Origin of the sequence: Pantoea sp. RSPAM1, from assembly GCF_038816185.1 — a bacterium.
Taxonomy (GTDB): domain Bacteria; phylum Pseudomonadota; class Gammaproteobacteria; order Enterobacterales; family Enterobacteriaceae; genus Pantoea; species Pantoea ananatis.
Genome location: NZ_CP046137.1, coordinates 2465591 through 2483385, shown reverse-complemented (window position 1 = coordinate 2483385; position 17795 = coordinate 2465591). Strand labels below are relative to the sequence as shown.

Below are 17795 nucleotides of genomic sequence, written 5' to 3'. Positions count from 1 at the left end.
GGTTGGATTAGAATATCCATACTGCGTGCCTGACGAATTCACTTTGCAATAGGGTGGCTCGTTCCCATTCACCGGTTATCGCGAGTTGATGGCATAGCTGAGTCAGGGAGAGTCGCGCCAGCTGGTAAGCCTGGATGCGGAACAGCCGGTTACGATCCGGGTTTTGCATCTCCTGGACCAGCCGGTGGTGAAGTTTGCCCATGGCATGCAGATAACTCAGATCATCGCCGTTCAACTGGCAGATCTCTGCCATGTCTAAACAGGTATCGTTAAACTGACGCAGTTGCTGAATCGTACATTCAGCCCGGTTGAGTTTGGCCTGTGCCAGGTAAAAATCAACGGTGAGATCGCGAACCGAAAAACGGTATTCATCAAGTTTATGTTGAAGCCAGGCTGAAACCGATAACGACATAACGCGCCCTAATCTTGAATGATAATAATTATCATATTCAACTGGAGCAGGAATGCAAATCCCCGGCAAGAAATTTTTTTCGATTTATCGCACCTGTCGGTATAATCGGAAATAACAATCTGTTTACATGCCAGAAAGGCGTAACCTATCAATACAGGCGTTATCGTAAAGGTGCTATTTAAAAATTTACGATTTATTAACAGGTTACAGAACCCGAATTCAGCGGGCGCTCGCCGATGCAAGCCTGGCTGCAGCGACTATGCTTAAGAAATGAGCTGTAAAAATAGCATCTTATGATTATCCCTGCAAAACAAGAGGTTGAAGTGATTTGTCAGATCACTACCATAGGGGGATAGCCTGAAAAGGTCCGGACTCAAGAGGTATCAACATGTCATCCGTGAATGCAGATTCTTTCTCACCCGACGAGTACGTGTGGAAAGGGTTAACGCTGACTGAAACCGCAGCGAAACAAATTCTAAATCTGGCCGCAGAAAACCCAGAAGTCAAGGGCCTGCGTTTAGCAATTAAACAATCCGGCTGTGCCGGTTTTGGTTATGTAATGGATCTGGTGAAGCAGCCAGAAGACGACGATCTGCAGTTTAGCTACTACGGCGCAACCTTGTTTGTGCCGCTTCAGGCCATGCCGTTTATCGATGGCACCGAAGTGGATTATGTTCGCGAAGGCCTGAATCAGATTTTTAAATTCAATAACCCTAAAGCTCAGCACGCCTGCGGGTGCGGTGAAAGCTTTGGCGTCGAGTAAGTGAAATATGTCACGACACAGCGAAACATCTGACGATGTACAAATGTGGGAAGGTAAGCTCAATTACAAAGAGGGCTTCTTTACCCAATTGCAAACCGAAGAATTTGCCAACGGCATCAATGAAGATGTGGTACGGGCAATTTCGGCTAAGCGTAACGAGCCAGAGTGGATGCTGGAGTTTCGTCTTAAAGCCTTTCGTGCCTGGCTGGAAATGGAAGAGCCGCACTGGCTGAAAGCGCATTACGAAAAGCTGGATTATCAGGACTACAGTTATTACTCCGCGCCATCGTGCGGAAACTGCGATGACACCTGTGCGTCTGAACCGGGCGCGACCCAGGCATCGGGCAGCGCCCCGGCCAGTGATTATCTGACGCAGGAAGTTGAGAACGCCTTTAATCAGTTGGGCGTTCCGGTGCGTGAAGGTAAAGAAGTGGCCGTTGACGCCATCTTCGACTCCGTTTCCGTATCCACAACCTATCGCAGTAAACTGGCCGAGCAGGGGATTATCTTCTGTTCCTTTGGCGAAGCGATCCACGATCATCCAGAGCTGGTGAAAAAGTATCTGGGTACCGTGGTGCCACCCAATGATAACTTTTTTGCCGCGTTGAACTCTGCGGTAGCCTCTGACGGTACTTTCGTCTACATCCCGAAAGGGGTGCGTTGCCCGATGGAGCTGTCTACCTATTTCCGCATTAACGCGGCGAAAACTGGTCAGTTCGAACGCACGATTCTGATTGCAGATGAAGACAGCTACGTAAGCTACATCGAAGGCTGTTCCGCGCCCGTGCGTGACACTTACCAGCTGCACGCTGCGGTGGTAGAGGTCATCATTCATAAGAACGCGGAAGTGAAATATTCCACCGTTCAGAACTGGTTCCCGGGCGGTGAAGGCGAGGGCGGTATCCTCAACTTCGTCACCAAGCGCGCCCTGTGTGAAGGGGACTACAGCAAAATGTCATGGACGCAGTCGGAAACCGGCTCGGCTATTACCTGGAAATATCCAAGCTGTATCCTGCGTGGCGATCACTCCGTGGGCGAGTTCTACTCGGTGGCACTGACCAGCGGACGCCAGCAGGCGGACACCGGTACCAAGATGATCCACATCGGCAAAAATACGAAGTCGACGATTATCTCCAAAGGTATTTCCGCCGGGAAAAGCCAGAATACCTACCGTGGCCTGGTAAAAATCATGCCCACGGCCACCAACGCACGTAACTTTACGCAGTGCGATTCCATGCTGATTGGTCCGGATTGTGGCGCACATACGTTCCCGTATGTTGAAACCCGTAACAATACCGCTCAGCTGGAGCACGAAGCCACCACCTCACGTATCGGCGAAGATCAAATGTTCTACTGTCTGCAACGCGGCATCAGTGAAGAAGATGCGATTTCGATGATCGTGAACGGTTTCTGTAAAGACGTATTCTCTGAGCTGCCGCTGGAATTTGCAGTGGAAGCGCAAAAACTGTTAGCCATCAGCCTTGAGCACAGTGTGGGCTGATTGACGCCGTCACACGCGTTGCCGGAAGCAATGTGAAGGAATAAGCATGTTAAGTATTAAAGATTTACAGGTTAGCGTTGAAGACAAAGCGATTTTACGTGGTCTGAACCTTGAGATTAAGCCCGGCGAAGTTCATGCCATCATGGGACCGAACGGTTCGGGTAAAAGTACGCTGTCTGCGACCCTGGCCGGACGTGAAGACTATGAAGTCACCGGCGGGTCCGTAACCTTTAAAGGTAAGGATCTGCTGGAGCTCGAACCTGAAGAACGTGCAGGCGAAGGCATCTTTATGGCTTTCCAGTACCCGGTTGAAATCCCCGGCGTCAGCAACCAGTTTTTCCTGCAGACCTCCGTGAATGCGGTGCGCAAATACCGTCAGCAGGACGAGCTGGATCGCTTTGATTTCCAGGACTTCATTGAAGAAAAAATCGATCTGCTGAAAATGCCAGAAGATCTGCTGACGCGTTCCGTAAACGTTGGCTTCTCCGGTGGTGAGAAGAAGCGTAACGACATTCTGCAGATGGCGGCGCTGGAACCCGATCTCTGCATTCTGGATGAAACCGACTCCGGTCTGGACATCGATGCCCTGAAAATCGTCGCCAATGGCGTAAACAGCCTGCGTGACGAAAAGCGTGCATTTATCATCGTAACCCACTATCAGCGTATTCTGGACTACATCAAGCCAGACTTCGTACACGTGCTGTATCAGGGTAAAATCGTAAAATCAGGCGATTTCTCGCTGGTGAAACAGTTGGAGGAGCAGGGCTATGGCTGGCTTACCGACGAAGAGTGATACCGCGCTGCAACAGTGGCACCACCTGTTTGAATCACGCGGTGAAATGCGTTCAATGCAGGCTCAGCAGCACTGGCAGCAGTTAATGCGTTTGGGCTTGCCCACCCGCAAACATGAAAACTGGAAATACACGCCGCTGGATGGCCTGCTGGCGCAACACTTCGTGTTGCCTGAGGCGCACGAGCTCAGCGCTACGCAGGTTGATGCACTGTCGCTCCCGCTGGATGCCGTACGTCTGGTTTTTGTCGACGGAAGATTCCAGCCTGCCCTGAGTAGCAGCGATACCGAACTGTTCGAGATTCAGCACAGCGTTGCGGCCGAGCGCCGCGATCTGCCTGCCGCCGTGCAGCCGGAAATTTTTCTGCACCTGACCGAAAGCCTGGCTGAAGAAGTGACGCACATTCGGCTGGCGCGTGGCAAAGCGGCGGCACGTCCGCTTTATCTGCTGCATATTACCAGCGGCAAAGACGACGGCATGAACACGGTGCATCATCGTCATCATCTGCAGCTGGAAGAAAGCGCAGAAGCGCAAGTGATTGAGCACTTTGTTACGCTAAACGACAGCGCGCATTTTACCGGCGCCCGTTTCACCTTTGCTGTCGCTGACAATGCCACGCTGACGCACACCAAGCTGGCCTTTGAAAGCACCAAAAGCTATCACTTTGCTCACAACGACCTTGTGATCGGCCGGGATGCGCAGGTGACCAGCACCAGTTTCTTACTGGGTGCAGGACTGAGCCGTCACAATACCAGTACGCAGCTCAATGGTGAGAACACCCAGCTGTCGCTGAACAGCCTGGTGCTGCCTGTTAATCAGGAAGTGGCGGACACCCGCACCTATCTTGAACATAACAAAGGCCACTGCCTGAGTCGCCAGATGCATAAAACCATCGTGCGTGATAAAGGCCGTGCGGTGTTTAACGGTCACATCAAAGTCGCGCAGCACGCACTTAAAACTGACGGACAGATGACCAATAACAACCTGTTGTTAGGCCGTCTGGCGGAAGTGGATACCAAGCCGCAGCTGGAAATTTACGCGGATGACGTGAAGTGCAGCCACGGGGCGACCGTCGGCCGTATTGATGACGAGCAGATGTTCTATCTGCGTTCTCGCGGCATTGAACAGGACGCGGCGCAGACCATGATCATCCATGCCTTTGCTGCAGAGTTAACCGAAACGCTGGATAACCCGATTCTGCGCCAGGCTGTGCTGCAGCGCATTGCGCAGCGCTTCCCGGGAGACGACTCATGATGAACTTCGATCTCGAGCGTATCAGGGCAGATTTTCCCATCCTGAAGCGTGAGGTCAACGGTCATCCGCTGGCCTACCTTGACAGCGCGGCCAGCGCACAGCGTCCGCTATCGGTCATTCATGCCGAAAGCCATTTCTATCAGCACGGCTATGCGGCCGTGCACCGCGGTATTCACACCCTCAGCCAGCAGGCGACCAGCGATATGGAAAACGTTCGCCAACAGGCGGCACGTTTTCTGAATGCGGCATCGTCGGAAGAGATTGTTTTTGTAAAGGGTACGACGGAAGGGATCAATCTGGTCGCCAACAGCTGGGGCGGCAGTCAGCTTCAGCCCGGTGATAATCTGATTATCACGCAGATGGAGCACCATGCGAATATCGTGCCCTGGCAGATGGTGGCAGCGCGCTGCGGTGCCGAGATCCGGGTGCTGCCACTGACCGACAACGGTGAGTTGGCCCTCGATCAACTGGCTGGTTTGATCGACAGCCGGACTCGCTTACTGGCGGTGACGCACGTTTCAAACGTGCTGGGCACGGTTAACCCGGTGAAAGCGATCGTCGCCCAGGCCAGAGCGGCTGGCGTCGTCACGCTGATTGACGGGGCTCAGGCTGTGATGCATAACACCGTTGACGTGCAGGACATCGACTGCGACTTCTATGTCTTCTCCGCCCACAAGCTCTATGGCCCGAACGGCATTGGCGTGCTTTATGGCCGCAAGGCACTTCTGGATGCGATGCCGCCGTGGGAAGGTGGTGGCTCGATGATTGGCGAAGTCCTGCTGCCAACCGGCACCACATGGAATACGGCGCCATGGCGTTTTGAGGCCGGTACGCCAAACACCGGCGGCATTATTGGGCTGGGTGCGGCGCTGGACTATGTGCAGGCGCTGGGTCTGGAGACGATTCATCAGCGTGAAACCGCATTGATGAACTATGCCCTTGATAAACTTTCATCCGTACCTGATATTCAGATTTACGGTCCGCAGCAGCGCGCAGGCGTGATTGCTTTTAACCTTGGCAAACACCACGCGTTTGACGTCGGCAGCTTCCTTGATCAGTACGGTATTGCGATTCGCACCGGACATCATTGCGCAATGCCGTTACTGCGCCACTATCAGGTGCCGGCGATGTGCCGTGCTTCCTTCACCTTCTATAACAGTGAAGAAGAAGTCGATCGCCTGGCGGCCGGCCTGACGCGTATTCATCGTCTGCTGGGCGGTTGAGCAGAGTAAACGGAGCGATTAATGGCAACGTTGCCAGAAAAAGAGAAACTGGTGCGCAACTTCAACCGTTGCGCCAACTGGGAAGAGAAGTACCTATACATCATTGAATTGGGTGCCAAACTTCCGGAATCATCTGAAACACTGCATCAGCCCGAACATGCCATTACGGGCTGCCAGAGCCAGGTGTGGATCAAGATGACACCGCAGGCAGATGGCACCATCGGCTTTGAAGGTGACAGTGATGCAGCTATTGTTAAGGGATTGATAGCTATCGTATTTAGTCTCTATCAAAACCTGCAGCCCGCTGACATTGTGGCGCTGGATGTGCGCCACTGGTTCAGCGAACTGGCCCTGGTTCAGCACCTTACGCCAACGCGTTCGCAGGGGCTGGAAGCGATGATTAAGTCAATTCGCCATACCGCTCAGAACCTCAGCTAAGATACACTCCAAAGACGCCATCCGGCGTCTTTTTACTATCTGACGAGAAAACCGCATGAAACCTGCTTTAAATTTAGCTGGTGCATTGCTGCTGACCTGTTTTGGGCTCTCTGCACCCGTTTTTGCCACGGAATACCCGTTACCGCCCCCCGACAGCCGCCTGATTGGTGAGAATGTGGTGACGCAGGTCCCGGATAACAAACGTCCTCTTGAAGAGATTGCTGCGCGTTATCAGGTCGGGCTGCTGGGCATGTTGGAAGCAAACCCCGGCACCGATCCCTGGTTACCGAAACCGGGCACCCAGTTGACCATTCCTCTGCAGATGATTCTTCCGGACACGCCGCGTGAAGGCATTGTGGTGAACCTGGCCGAACTGCGGTTGTACTATTATCCAAAGGGCGAAGACAAGGTTATCGTGTATCCCATTGGCATTGGTCAGATGGGGATCGTCACGCCCATCATGGTGACCCGCATCAGCCAGAAAATACCCAATCCTACGTGGACGCCCACGGCGAATATCCGCAAGCGCTATGCCAAAGAGGGCATCACGCTGCCCGCCGTCGTGCCAGCAGGCCCGGATAACCCCATGGGGCTGCATGCGCTACGTATGGCGCGTGGAACAGGCCAGTATCTTATCCACGGCACCAACGCCAATTTTGGTATCGGTATGCGCGTCAGTTCAGGCTGTATTCGTTTACGTACCGAGGATATCGACGCGCTGTTTAATAGCGTGCCGGTAGGAACGCGGGTTCAGATTATTAACCAACCGGTGAAATTCAGTGTTGAACCGGATGGTAAGCGCTACGTCGAGGTGCATCAGCCACTGTCACGTAATGAGAAGGACGATCCGCAAACGGCTCCGTTAGCGCTCAGTGCGGACTTCAGATCCTTCATGAAGAGCGAGAAGAGTGACAGAGCGTTGATTAAAGCCACGCTGACGCGTCGCTCAGGCATGCCAGTGCTGGTCAGTGCGGGTGAGCCGATACAGGACGAGGCTGAGGCCTCTGCGTCATTCCAGCGCGCTGCGGGCGAGTAGGGCAGGCGTTGTTATCCTGAACGCCAGACAAAAAAAATGGTGCCACAAGGGCACCATTTTTAAACCAGAACTCTTACTTACGGTAAGAGTGAGCCTGGTTGTCCAGACGCTGGTTAGCGCGAGCTGCGTCATCTTTAGCAGCCTGAACGTCAGAACGCACTGCGTTCACGTCGTTGCTCAGCTGGTCAACTTTAGCGTTCAGAGTCTGAACGTCTGAAGACAGCTGGTCGATTTTAGCGTTGCTTGAGCAACCAGCCAGCAGAGTTGAACCCAGGATTACCGCGCCCAGTACCAGTTTAGTACGATTCATTATTTATACCCTCTAGATTGAGTTAATCTCCATGTAGCGTTACAAGTATTACACAAAGCTTTTTAACTTGAGAATAATTTTTTGATAAGAACATGCTTAAACATGATCGTTCGCTCAAAGAAGCAGCGAATTGAAGAACAACATAAAAAAATTTAGCTAAAACAGAGAGATTTAATCGGATTAACCTTAATTTGCAGCGCATTTTTATTGTCAATACGCGCTGGCTTTTTCTTGAATCTGTATTACGAAGACAATAAAAAAGCGCCTTTGAAGGCGCTTTTTAAAAAAGAGGCGTTAAACGCGATATTACAGAACGTGTACCGATGCCGTATTGGTCGTTCCGCTGGGTACCAGCGCACCTGAAACCAGCACAACAACGTCACCTTTCTGTGCAAAACCGCTTTCCAGCGCCGCTTGTTTACCCAGGTGATAGAAATCATCGGTCGAGGCGATTTCGCTGACCATACGTGTCTCGATCCCTTTGCTCAGAATCAACTGGCGCGCCGTGGTGGCATTAGTGGTCAATGCCAGGATGGTTGCATTAGGGAAGTACTTACGCACGGCCTTAGCTGATTTACCGCCTTCTGTGGCGACCACGATGAGTGGCGCTTCCAGTTTCTCGGCGGTTTCAACTGCACCACGACAAACGGCTTCAGTGATGCGCAGCTTACGGCTGTCATTCTGTTCATCGATGCGTGGCTTCATCACGCGGTCGGTACGCTCACAGATGGTCGCCATGATGGTGACCGACTCCAGCGGATAGCGGCCTTTCGCACTCTCGCCAGACAGCATAACGGCATCCGTTCCATCCAGAATGGCGTTAGCCACGTCGCCAGCTTCAGCGCGGGTTGGACGCGGGTTCTTGATCATGGAATCCAGCATCTGCGTCGCAGTGATGACAACTTTGCGGGCTTTATTACATTTTTTAATCATCATCTTCTGCGCGAAGATCACTTCTTCAACCGGGATTTCAACGCCCAGATCGCCACGCGCAACCATGATGCCGTCCGAGGCTTCGAGGATTTCGTCGAAGTTATTCAGGCCTTCCTGGTTTTCAATTTTGGAGATGATTTGAATGTTTTCGCCACCGTGCTGCTTCAGGTGTTCACGAATTTCCAGCACGTCTGAACGTTTGCGGATAAACGAGGCTGCAACAAAATCCACGCCTTGCTCACAACCAAAAATCAGGTCGCGTTTATCTTTTTCTGCCAGGGCAGGCAGCTGAATGGAAACGCCAGGCAGGTTAACGCCTTTGTTTTCGCCCAGATCGCCGTTGTTCAGTACTTCACACACAACGCTGTTCTCAGTGACTTCGGTGACCTGCATGCCGATCAGACCATCGTCGACCAGAACAGTGTTACCAATTTTGAGATCGTTCGCGAAGCCTGAGTAGGTCACGGCAACACGCTCGTTGTTACCAATCACGCTCTGGTCGGTGGTAAAGGTAAAGGTTTGACCGGCTTTCAGTGACACATCGTTGCCACCTTCCAGCTTCATGGTGCGGATTTCCGGCCCTTTGGTATCCAGCAGGATAGCCGCAGGAATGCCGGTTTTTTTCGTCACGGCACGCATGTTGGTAATACGCTGACCGTGTTCTGCATAGTCACCGTGAGAGAAGTTAAGACGCATGACGTTCATGCCTGCTTCAAGCAGCTGAGTCAGCATCTCTTCGGATTCGGTTTTTGGGCCGATAGTACAAACGATCTTAGTCTTTTTCATGACGGGTTATCTGTAAGTTGTGATGGATGAAAAACAGGATTTCGATGACAGTGCACCGAAATGTGAATGCTGGTTGAGATCGAAAAGGGCAGTACAGGATAAGAATAGGTGACGAAGGCCAGGCGTGCAGGGAAGTTGCGTGGTTAGCTGGGTTAACCACCGGGACGTTGTTGCGCAAACAATCTTTATTATCGTCATAAGCACGTAGTCGCTGAAACCGTTCAAGTAGGACAACGCGGCCAGTATAATCACTAAGTATGCGAAAACCAATCGAAAAACAGTACGTAAAGGTAATGTAAATCAAGAAAAGGGTTGTTGCGCAAAAGATGAAAGGACGTAAAAAGAGTGGTGCGCTCTAATGGACTCGAACCATCGACCCCCACCATGTCAAGGTGGTGCTCTAACCAACTGAGCTAAGAGCGCATATCAAATTTGGTGCGTCCGAGTGGACTCGAACCACCGACCCCCACCATGTCAAGGTGGTGCTCTAACCAACTGAGCTACGGACGCACTTGGTGCGCTCTAATGGACTCGAACCATCGACCCCCACCATGTCAAGGTGGTGCTCTAACCAACTGAGCTAAGAGCGCAACATGCTGTCAGGGCGACAGCGGGGACGAATATTAACGGCAGTGCAGAAGGCTGGCAAGGGGAAAAACGCGAAATTGCAAATGAATGAACATCATCTGTGCGAAGCGTCGTTTTTTTGAACGTAACGGGCCTTTTCGGGCCCGTTCAGTCAGTTAGCGAGACGCGCGCGTCAGGATTAACTCTGCAGGTAACTGCTGTAGGCGTCGCACGCGCCACAGCATCATGATGGCGGCTGAGGTCAGGCCAACAATAAAACCGCACCAGAAGCCTGCTGGCCCCATGCGCGGCACCACCCAGTCGGTCAGTGCCAGGATGTAACCAGAAGGTAAACCCAGCAACCAGTAAGCGATAAAGGTAATAAAGAAAATCGATCGTGTATCTTTATAACCGCGCAAAATTCCGCTGCCGATCACCTGAACAGAATCCGAAATCTGGTAAATCGTAGCCAGCAGCATCAGTTGCGCAGCCAGCGTGACCACCGCAGGATTGTCGTTATAAAGCTGGGCAATTTGATGGCGAAAGGTCACGGTAAAAATGGCCGTAATCACCGCCATGCCAATGCCAACGCCCTGCGCGGTCCACGCGGCGACCCGCGCCTGCTCCGTCGAACCCTGACCCAGCCGATAGCCAACGCGAATGGTGGCGGCAACGCCCAGCGACAGCGGCAGGACAAACATCAGCGAACTGAAGTTCAGGGCAATCTGGTGCCCGGCGACGTTAACAATCCCCAACGGCGAGACTAACAGGGCCACGACGGCAAACAGGGTCACTTCAAAAAACAGCGCCAGCGCGACCGGCAAACCCAACCCCGTGAGACGTTGCAGGATAATGCGTGAAGGCGCTGACCAGCGGCTCTCTACGCGAATGTCTCGCATACTGCGCATCCGTCGTACCCAAAAACGCATGCAGAAGAACATGGCCCAGTACACCGAGGCCGTCGCCACGCCACAGCCTACGCCGCCCAGCGCCGGCATGCCGAAATGACCGTAGATAAAAATGTAGTTCAGCGGGATATTCAGCATCAGCCCAAGAAAACCCAGCACCATCGCGGGCTTGGTTTTGGAGAGCCCCTCGCACTGGTTACGCATAACCTGAAAAAACAGGTAACCCGGCGCGCCAAACAGCAGGGCATGCAGATAGCCCTCAGCCTTCTCTGCCAGCAGCGGATCGATATCATGCATCGAGCGGATAACATACCCGGCATTCCACAGCACCAGCATGATGAGCAGAGAAAGAAAAAACGCCAGCCAAAATCCCTGACGAAGTTGTTCAGCGATTCGCTCACGGCGACCTGAACCATTAAGTTGCGCAATGGTGGGCGTCAATGCCAGTAAAACACCATGACCAAACAGGATGGCGGGAAGCCAAATGGACGTGCCAACAGCAACGGCGGCCATATCCGTGGCGCTGACGGCGCCGGCCATAATGGTATCTACAAATCCCATCGCGGTTTGCGCCACCTGAGCCAGGATAACGGGGATCGCGAGGGCCAGCAATTGACGCGCTTCTGTTAAATACTTCTGCACGTAAACACCTGACTTATCTGATTAATAAAAAAATGAGGACTGCTTCAGACGAAGCAGGGCTTTAGTGTAACTGGCGCGACCGATTTCTCCAATCTTTGTCACGCAATGCGTTTTGGACCTGTGTCGTCTGTCTCTCAGGCTGTTGAAACCTAACACTTAAGCATGGCTGTGTTAAACTGGCACAAATTTCATAGAGGCAAAGACTATGTTTACCGGTATTGTGCAGGGCACCGCAGAAATCGTGTCCATTGAAGATAAAGGTCTGTTTCGCACCCATGTGGCCAAACTTCCTGCTGACCTGTTGCCGGGTTTAGCGCTGGGCGCATCGGTTGCCCATAACGGTTGCTGCCTGACCGTCACCGAAATTAACGGCGATCGGGTGAGTTTTGACCTGATCAAAGAAACCCTGCGCGTGACCAATCTTGGCGATCTCAAGCAGGGCGATGTGGTGAACATCGAGCGGGCGGCAAAATTCAGCGATGAAATTGGCGGCCACCTGATGTCCGGCCACATCATGACCACGGCTGAAATCTGCAAAATTGTCCGCTCTGAAAACAATCGCGAAGTCTGGTTTAAAATTCAGGATCCTTTGCAGATGAAATATATCCTGCACAAAGGATTTGTGGGCATCGACGGTATCAGCCTGACCGTAGGCGACGTGACCAAAACAAAATTCTGCGTTTATCTTATCCCCGAGACGCTGGAGCGAACCACACTCGGCGCCAAAACCTTTGGCGACAGGGTTAACATTGAAATCGATCCCCATACTCAGGCGATTGTGGACACGGTGGAGCGCGTCCTCGCCCAGCGTGAAGATGCCGCGCTCAAGGCACTGGCAGAGCAGGCCGATCAGCCCGAAACGGATCGGGATGAATAGCGTTTAATTACGCCAGCCGTGACCAACGCGTTCCCCACAGACCAGCAGGTTGCCGTGTCGCCCGCCGTTTTCCGGAACGACTGACGACTGTGCAGTGTCAACCGCCCGGGCGAAGACGCCCGGCGTGAATGTGTTGCTACCGCGAAAAGCGGTTTAAGACTGCCATTTTTCCGTCTGAGAATATGGGGGCAGGCAGATAACGCGGCAACCGGAGTTACCGGCTGCCGTCCGCGTTCGGTCCGGTCAGTATCGACCTTGCCACGGCGCGTTATCGGGCGCAATCATCGCGCCACCCGTAATCCACCCTCAACGCCACGGCTGAAGACAATCTGCCAGAGCTGAATTTCACGGGCGCGGAACGCGCCGGCGCAGGCGTTCAGATAGTAGGAGAACATGCGTCGGAAACGTTCTTCATAACGTCCGGCCAGGTCAGGCCAGGCACGCTGGAAACGCTCATGCCAGGCCATCAGCGTGGTGTCGTAGTCAGCGCCGAAGTTGTGCCAGTCTTCCATAATGAAATGCGGTTCGCTGACGTCAGCAATATGGCGTAAAGAAGGCAGGCAGCCATTCGGGAAAATATACTTGCCGATCCACGGATCGACATGCATATCCGTTTTAATCGCGCCAATAGTATGCAGCAGAAAAATCCCGTCCGGCTTAAGGTTGCGATTGACCGTGGCAAAGTAGGTTGGGTAGTTTTTCGGCCCCACGTGTTCAAACATCCCCACCGAGACGATGCGGTCAAACTGCTGATTCAGATCGCGATAATCCTGAAGCAGGATAGTGACATCCAGCCCTTCACAGCGTTGTTGCGCCAGCTTTTGTTGTTCTGCAGAGATCGTCACGCCCTGTACGCTGACGCCATAGTTTCTTGCCGCATAAGCCGCCAGACCGCCCCAGCCACAGCCAATATCCAGCAAGGTCATCCCGGGTTTCAGTTGCAGCTTGCGACAGATCATGTCCAGTTTGGCTTCCTGTGCCGCCTCAAGCGTCGTGGCGTCTTTCCAGTAGCCGCAGGAGTATTGCATGTAAGGGTCGAGCATCAGGGTAAAAAGGTCATTACCCAGATCATAATGCGCTTTGCCAACTTGCCAGGCCCGTTTTTTCGACTGCAGGTTAACCAGGCGCGCCAGCGCAATGCGCACGATATCCTGCACGTGATGAGGAAGCTGATCATCAAGCTTATGTTTCAACGCCCGATGAAAAAACATATCCAGCCGCTCGCACTCCCACCAGCCGTCCATGTAACTTTCGCCCAACCCCAGGGAGCCCTTTTGCAGGACGCGTTTAAAAAAATCGGGATGTTTAACCTGAATGTCCCATGGGCGGGAACCGTTGATTTCGATGTCTGCTTTCTGCAATAACTCATGAACGATACGGTACCAATGGTTTCGTTCAATATTCACTTCTGCTACACATGTTGAACTCATAGCCACTCCATCACCAGAACTGTCAGAACCTGAAAAAGAGCAGGAGCCGTTTCTCAGGATTATGAGAAAAGTCACAGATGACGCCTTGCGCCAGACAACGTTAAGCGTACAGAGAAAGGGTGCAATGCAGGGGCCAGCAGAGCGCATTTGCCCACAAAGACACCTTCACAGCGATGAGGCTGCGTGAAACATTGTTATTATGATGGTACGGCGAATCAGGGCCCGGCACAGGAGGCGCTGGCGGGCCCGTTACGTGTTGATCACTCAGACGACAAAAAGTCGTTGCCTCAGTGATTATCCTGGCAGGGATGTACCGTTGAGGCAATATCAGTTTGTGCGCCGGTGCGACGCTGCATCTGATAGCCTGCCAGCGCCAGTAAAATCGTCATCGCCATGATGAGCGTCGTGGTGAACAGCGCCTGGGTCAGCCCCGCCGAGACGGCCAGGCTGGCGACAAAGCACAGGCCCAGCTGCAGCGTGTTCTGCAGGGCGGCGGCTCTGCCGGTCGCATGGGGGAAGGGCAGAAGTGCACTGGATACGACGATGGGATAAATCGCCCCGTTCGCCAGCGCCATGCCGCAAAACGGCACCAGCAAAGCGGTGAGTGAAACCGAGCCTGACAGGGCAACGGCAAACAGGGCCAGTACGCTAAGGCTATAGACGATGAGCAGCCATGGCAGCAACTGCGCCCCTTTGAAACGGTTAAGGAGCGCACGGCAGCCAAAACCGCCGACTAAGAAGGCAATGGTCTGCGGAATATAGCTTAGGCCGATATCCGCAGGCGACAGGCCAATCGCTGCCAGAATAAACGGCGATCCGGTCAACCAGGCAAAAAAGCTGGCCGAGCAGGCAGAATACATCAGGACGTTACCACTGTAGACGCGTGAACGCAGCAGCGTCATAAAACCGGGTTGTGACTGTGACTGTGACTGTGCCGGGCGGCGGGCGGTTTGTACCGATGGCAGGCGCAGCGTAATCAGGATCAGGGCCGCGGCAATTGCGGTCAGAACGACAAAAATTGAGCGCCAGTGAAAATGGCTAATCAGCCAGGCACCCAGCAGCGGGGCCAGCGCAGGCGACAGCGCGACCAGCGGCATAATAGTGGCGAAGACTTTATTTGCGCGCGACTGAGAATAGCGATCGACCACCAGGGCCTGCCAGCTTACGGCAGCCGCGCACACGCCGATGGCCTGAATGAAGCGCAGCACCAGCATCAGTACCACGTCGTCCACCCACAGCATCCCCGCACAACCCAAAGCAAACAGGCTCAGTCCGGCCAGCAATACCGGTTTGCGGCCAATACGATCTGACAGCGGTCCCCATACCAGCTGACCACAGGCAAAACCCGCCAGGAACAGGCTCATACTGGCGCTGATCATCCCGGCGGAGGTGTTAAAACTTTGCTGCATGGCCCCGAAGGCGGGCAGGTACATATCGGTGGCCAGAAAGCCCAGCATACTGAGCACGGCAAGATAGGGAATGAATCCTTTAGAAGCTGACATCTGATTCTCTTTTTTTGCAGGATAAACGCGGGGCAGTGTAAAAGCTGTACTTCATACTGTGAAACGGTAAAATTTGCCTGTTGCTGTTAAAAAATTTAAAGGCAGGATATGTGGTCTGAATATGCGCTTGAAGTGGTTGATGCGGTCGCGCGTGGTGGCAGTTTCAGTGCTGCGGCCCAGGAGTTGCACCGTGTGCCTTCTGCCATCAGCTATACCGTTCGCCAGCTTGAAACCTGGCTGGCGGTACCGCTGTTTGAAAGGCAGCACCGGGAGGTCGTTTTGACACCTGCGGGCGAACATTTTGTGCGAGAAGGCCGCAGCGTCATCAAAAAAATGGATGCCACGCGCCGTCAGTGCCAGCAACTGGCCAACGGCTGGCGGGGGCAAATCGCGATTGCGGTGGACTGCATTGTGAAACCGCACCGAACCCGTCAGTTCGTCAGGGATTTTTACCGCCACTTTCCGGACATGGAACTCCACATCAGTTATGAAGTGTTTAACGGCGTATGGGATGCGCTGGCTGACGGAAGAGTCGAGGTCGCAATAGGCGCGACTCAGGCGATTCCGGTGGGCGGGCGGTTTGCTTTCCGCGATATGGGAACCCTGAACTGGCGCTGCATCGTCGCGCGGGAACATCCGTTAATCCAGGTCGTCCGGCTGGATGATGAGGCGTTGCGCAACTGGCCTTCGCTGGTGCTGGAAGACACTTCGCGCGCGTTACCGCGCCGTATGACATGGGCTCTGGATAATCAACGCCGACTGGTGGTGCCTGAATGGCAGACAGGGCTGGACTGCGTCCGGGCCGGGCTGTGCGTCGCAATGGTGCCGGGGCATTTAGCCCGCCCGCTACTGGACAGTGGCGAAGTGACCGAACTTAACTTGCCCCAGCCTTTTCCAGAAAGTCCCTGCTGCGTCAGTTGGGCGGAAGATCGCGCATCACCGGCATTGGGTTGGTTGCTCAATTACCTGGGTGATGCGCAAACACTCAATCAGGAGTGGTTGAGCGAGGATTAGCGACGGTAGTCGCGATAGGGACCGTAGCCTACAGAGCGTCGCTCAATCAGCGTCGGATGCACTTCGATGGTTTGCGACTCTTCACGCTTGCTGGTAATGCGGTCCAGCAGCATCTCCAGCGCCTTCTCCCCCAGCTGCGCTTTTGGCTGGTGCACGGTAGTGAGTGCAGGCGTGAAATAGCGTGCGTTGCGAACATTATCGTACCCTATCACCGAGATATCCTGCGGGACACGCAGGCCCATTTCGTCGGCGGCACAGATAGCGCCCATGGCCATAATGTCGCCACCGCAGAACACCGCGCTTGGGCGCTGCTTCTGCGACAGAATTTGCTGCATAGCCTGATACCCGGATTCAGGCTCGAAATCGCCCTGCACAATCCACTCTGAACGCGGCTTAATACCGGCTTCTTCCAGCGCCTTGAGGAAACCGGCATGACGGCCACCACCGGTGTTACGTTCCATTTGCCCTGGAATGGCGCCAATATCGCGATGCCCGCGTTCGATGAGGTAGCGGCCGGCCAGATAACCGCCCTGAAACGCATTATCCAGCACCGTGTCAGTAAAATCGGCACGTGATTCGCCCCAGTCCATGACCACCATAGGAATATTGCGGTTGGCTTCCAGCATTTGCAGCAAATCATCCGGGTACTCAGAACACATGACCAGCAGCCCATCGACGCGCTTCTGCGCCATCATCGAGAGGTAGGCACGCTGTTTTTGCAGGTCGTTATGCGCGTTGCCTAAAATCAGCGTATAGCCTTTATCAAAGCAGTGATTCTCCACGGCTTCAATAATCTCCGCGAAATAGGGCGCCTCGCTGGAGGTGGCCAAAAGGCCCAGCGTTTTGGTGTGATTCACCTTCAGGCTGCGTGCTACGGCGCTGGGCGAATAATGTAACTCCCGAATCGCTTCCCAGACCGCTTCGCGGGTATCTTCTGCGACAAAGCGCGTCTTATTGATGACGTGAGAAACGGTTGTGGTAGAGACGCCTGCACGTTTCGCCACATCTTTAATTGTTGCCATGAAAATCGAACTCCCGGGCTTATCTAACCTGTTGATAAGCATGTTGTTAAACGTTTGCGTCAGCGGACGGTTATTTCTGCAAAAAAATCGTTTTTCTGACCGGTTATGGGGCATCGGGGCAGGAAATAACGGTTGAAAAGGGGCGCTGACGCAACCGATGTTGCGCGCTGTTGCGCAACAAAGAGGGGATTCTAACAAGGCTGCACGGATAAAACGAGATTTTTACCCACGCGTGTGGGAAAATGCTTAACCCCTACTAAAATTGTGCCTAAGGAGTTGTGATGAGTACCGATCTGAAACTGTCATTGATGACCACGGCGGCTGCACTGTTGATGATTATTGCGTTCAGCTTTACCGCCATTCTGAACTAATAAAAAAGCCGGGAA

Annotated in this window: 17 protein-coding genes and 3 tRNA genes; 10 read left to right on the top strand and 10 right to left on the bottom strand. The window is 53.5% G+C overall.

What is annotated here, in order from left to right:
* Nucleotides 1-7 precede the first annotated feature (7 nt).
* Nucleotides 8-412, bottom strand: a complete 405-nt coding sequence (locus GKC68_RS12155; RefSeq protein WP_342656184.1) for a hypothetical protein — start codon at nucleotides 410-412, stop codon at nucleotides 8-10.
* Between the two features lie 388 nt (nucleotides 413-800).
* Between GKC68_RS12155 and sufA the strand changes: the two genes are divergently transcribed.
* Genes sufA through GKC68_RS12120 form a run of 7 tightly spaced genes read left to right on the top strand, consistent with a single transcriptional unit; the run spans nucleotide 801 to nucleotide 7418 of the window.
* Nucleotides 801-1175: a Fe-S cluster assembly scaffold SufA gene (gene sufA / locus GKC68_RS12150; protein WP_024471838.1), complete on the top strand. Its 375-nt coding sequence runs from the start codon at nucleotides 801-803 to the stop codon at nucleotides 1173-1175.
* Between the two features lie 7 nt (nucleotides 1176-1182).
* Nucleotides 1183-2676: a Fe-S cluster assembly protein SufB gene (sufB, locus tag GKC68_RS12145; RefSeq protein WP_013025594.1), complete on the top strand. Its 1494-nt coding sequence runs from the start codon at nucleotides 1183-1185 to the stop codon at nucleotides 2674-2676.
* A gap of 46 nt (nucleotides 2677-2722) precedes the next feature.
* Nucleotides 2723-3469 (top strand): Fe-S cluster assembly ATPase SufC, encoded by a 747-nt coding sequence (sufC, locus tag GKC68_RS12140; RefSeq protein WP_013025595.1) that lies wholly within the window; start codon nucleotides 2723-2725, stop codon nucleotides 3467-3469.
* Complete coding sequence (gene sufD / locus GKC68_RS12135) at nucleotides 3444-4721, top strand: Fe-S cluster assembly protein SufD (RefSeq protein ID WP_110145727.1); 1278 nt, start codon at nucleotides 3444-3446, stop codon at nucleotides 4719-4721. The genes sufC and sufD overlap by 26 nt, the downstream gene beginning before the upstream one ends.
* Nucleotides 4721-5944: a cysteine desulfurase SufS gene (sufS, locus tag GKC68_RS12130; protein ID WP_047714713.1), complete on the top strand. Its 1224-nt coding sequence runs from the start codon at nucleotides 4721-4723 to the stop codon at nucleotides 5942-5944. Before sufD ends, sufS begins: the two co-directional genes overlap by 1 nt.
* 21 nt (nucleotides 5945-5965) lie before the next feature.
* The gene (sufE, locus tag GKC68_RS12125) at nucleotides 5966-6382 is read left to right on the top strand and encodes a cysteine desulfuration protein SufE (protein ID WP_013025598.1); all 417 of its coding nucleotides are present in this window, start codon (nucleotides 5966-5968) and stop codon (nucleotides 6380-6382) included.
* 55 nt (nucleotides 6383-6437) lie between these two features.
* Complete coding sequence (locus tag GKC68_RS12120) at nucleotides 6438-7418, top strand: L,D-transpeptidase family protein (protein WP_342656183.1); 981 nt, start codon at nucleotides 6438-6440, stop codon at nucleotides 7416-7418.
* A gap of 73 nt (nucleotides 7419-7491) precedes the next feature.
* On the opposite strand, the gene GKC68_RS12115 is transcribed toward GKC68_RS12120, so the two are convergent.
* From GKC68_RS12115 to GKC68_RS12090, 6 genes are all read right to left on the bottom strand, one after another.
* On the bottom strand, nucleotides 7492-7728 hold the full coding sequence (locus GKC68_RS12115; protein WP_006118977.1) for a major outer membrane lipoprotein: 237 nt from the start codon (nucleotides 7726-7728) through the stop codon (nucleotides 7492-7494).
* Nucleotides 7729-8034: 306 nt separating this feature from the next.
* A complete protein-coding gene (gene pykF / locus GKC68_RS12110; protein WP_028722187.1) occupies nucleotides 8035-9447 on the bottom strand; it encodes a pyruvate kinase PykF in 1413 nt (470 codons plus the stop codon).
* Nucleotides 9448-9793: 346 nt separating this feature from the next.
* Nucleotides 9794-9870 (bottom strand) — tRNA-Val (locus tag GKC68_RS12105).
* Between the two features lie 10 nt (nucleotides 9871-9880).
* A tRNA-Val gene (locus GKC68_RS12100) sits at nucleotides 9881-9957 on the bottom strand.
* A 3-nt stretch (nucleotides 9958-9960) separates the two neighbouring features.
* A tRNA-Val gene (locus GKC68_RS12095) sits at nucleotides 9961-10037 on the bottom strand.
* Between the two features lie 153 nt (nucleotides 10038-10190).
* On the bottom strand, nucleotides 10191-11564 hold the full coding sequence (locus tag GKC68_RS12090; protein WP_252293128.1) for an MATE family efflux transporter: 1374 nt from the start codon (nucleotides 11562-11564) through the stop codon (nucleotides 10191-10193).
* Between the two features lie 205 nt (nucleotides 11565-11769).
* Here GKC68_RS12090 and GKC68_RS12085 point away from each other — a divergent pair, with 205 nt between their 5' ends.
* Entirely contained in the window at nucleotides 11770-12441 is a 672-nt protein-coding gene (locus GKC68_RS12085) for a riboflavin synthase (RefSeq protein WP_028722189.1), read from the top strand.
* 281 nt (nucleotides 12442-12722) lie between these two features.
* Here GKC68_RS12085 and cfa read toward each other — a convergent pair whose 3' ends face one another.
* Both cfa and punC read right to left on the bottom strand, forming a co-directional pair.
* Nucleotides 12723-13871 carry a cyclopropane fatty acyl phospholipid synthase gene (gene cfa, locus GKC68_RS12080; protein WP_028722190.1) on the bottom strand — a complete coding sequence of 383 codons (1149 nt, stop codon included), beginning with the start codon at nucleotides 13869-13871 and terminating at the stop codon, nucleotides 12723-12725.
* Between the two features lie 287 nt (nucleotides 13872-14158).
* Entirely contained in the window at nucleotides 14159-15373 is a 1215-nt protein-coding gene (punC, locus tag GKC68_RS12075; protein ID WP_342656182.1) for a purine nucleoside transporter PunC, read from the bottom strand.
* 108 nt (nucleotides 15374-15481) lie between these two features.
* Here punC and punR point away from each other — a divergent pair, with 108 nt between their 5' ends.
* Nucleotides 15482-16387: a DNA-binding transcriptional activator PunR gene (gene punR, locus GKC68_RS12070; protein WP_342656181.1), complete on the top strand. Its 906-nt coding sequence runs from the start codon at nucleotides 15482-15484 to the stop codon at nucleotides 16385-16387.
* Here punR and purR read toward each other — a convergent pair.
* Nucleotides 16384-17409, bottom strand: a complete 1026-nt coding sequence (gene purR / locus GKC68_RS12065) for an HTH-type transcriptional repressor PurR (protein ID WP_272844586.1) — start codon at nucleotides 17407-17409, stop codon at nucleotides 16384-16386. The genes punR and purR overlap by 4 nt on opposite strands.
* A gap of 281 nt (nucleotides 17410-17690) precedes the next feature.
* Here purR and GKC68_RS12060 point away from each other — a divergent pair, with 281 nt between their 5' ends.
* Nucleotides 17691-17780: a YnhF family membrane protein gene (locus tag GKC68_RS12060; protein ID WP_019105306.1), complete on the top strand. Its 90-nt coding sequence runs from the start codon at nucleotides 17691-17693 to the stop codon at nucleotides 17778-17780.
* The last annotated feature ends 15 nt before the right edge of the window (nucleotides 17781-17795 follow it).

What these genes read in the sequence shown, in the direction of transcription:
- GKC68_RS12155 (WP_342656184.1), bottom strand. Translation starts at nt 412, where the DNA reads ATGTCGTTATCGGTTTCAGCCTGGCTTCAACATAAACTTGATGAATAC.
- sufA (WP_024471838.1), top strand. Translation starts at nt 801, where the DNA reads ATGTCATCCGTGAATGCAGATTCTTTCTCACCCGACGAGTACGTGTGG.
- sufB (WP_013025594.1), top strand. Translation starts at nt 1,183, where the DNA reads ATGTCACGACACAGCGAAACATCTGACGATGTACAAATGTGGGAAGGT.
- sufC (WP_013025595.1), top strand. Translation starts at nt 2,723, where the DNA reads ATGTTAAGTATTAAAGATTTACAGGTTAGCGTTGAAGACAAAGCGATT.
- sufD (WP_110145727.1), top strand. Translation starts at nt 3,444, where the DNA reads ATGGCTGGCTTACCGACGAAGAGTGATACCGCGCTGCAACAGTGGCAC.
- sufS (WP_047714713.1), top strand. Translation starts at nt 4,721, where the DNA reads ATGAACTTCGATCTCGAGCGTATCAGGGCAGATTTTCCCATCCTGAAG.
- sufE (WP_013025598.1), top strand. Translation starts at nt 5,966, where the DNA reads ATGGCAACGTTGCCAGAAAAAGAGAAACTGGTGCGCAACTTCAACCGT.
- GKC68_RS12120 (WP_342656183.1), top strand. Translation starts at nt 6,438, where the DNA reads ATGAAACCTGCTTTAAATTTAGCTGGTGCATTGCTGCTGACCTGTTTT.
- GKC68_RS12115 (WP_006118977.1), bottom strand. Translation starts at nt 7,728, where the DNA reads ATGAATCGTACTAAACTGGTACTGGGCGCGGTAATCCTGGGTTCAACT.
- pykF (WP_028722187.1), bottom strand. Translation starts at nt 9,447, where the DNA reads ATGAAAAAGACTAAGATCGTTTGTACTATCGGCCCAAAAACCGAATCC.
- GKC68_RS12085 (WP_028722189.1), top strand. Translation starts at nt 11,770, where the DNA reads ATGTTTACCGGTATTGTGCAGGGCACCGCAGAAATCGTGTCCATTGAA.
- cfa (WP_028722190.1), bottom strand. Translation starts at nt 13,871, where the DNA reads ATGAGTTCAACATGTGTAGCAGAAGTGAATATTGAACGAAACCATTGG.
- punC (WP_342656182.1), bottom strand. Translation starts at nt 15,373, where the DNA reads ATGTCAGCTTCTAAAGGATTCATTCCCTATCTTGCCGTGCTCAGTATG.
- punR (WP_342656181.1), top strand. Translation starts at nt 15,482, where the DNA reads ATGTGGTCTGAATATGCGCTTGAAGTGGTTGATGCGGTCGCGCGTGGT.
- purR (WP_272844586.1), bottom strand. Translation starts at nt 17,409, where the DNA reads ATGGCAACAATTAAAGATGTGGCGAAACGTGCAGGCGTCTCTACCACA.
- GKC68_RS12060 (WP_019105306.1), top strand. Translation starts at nt 17,691, where the DNA reads ATGAGTACCGATCTGAAACTGTCATTGATGACCACGGCGGCTGCACTG.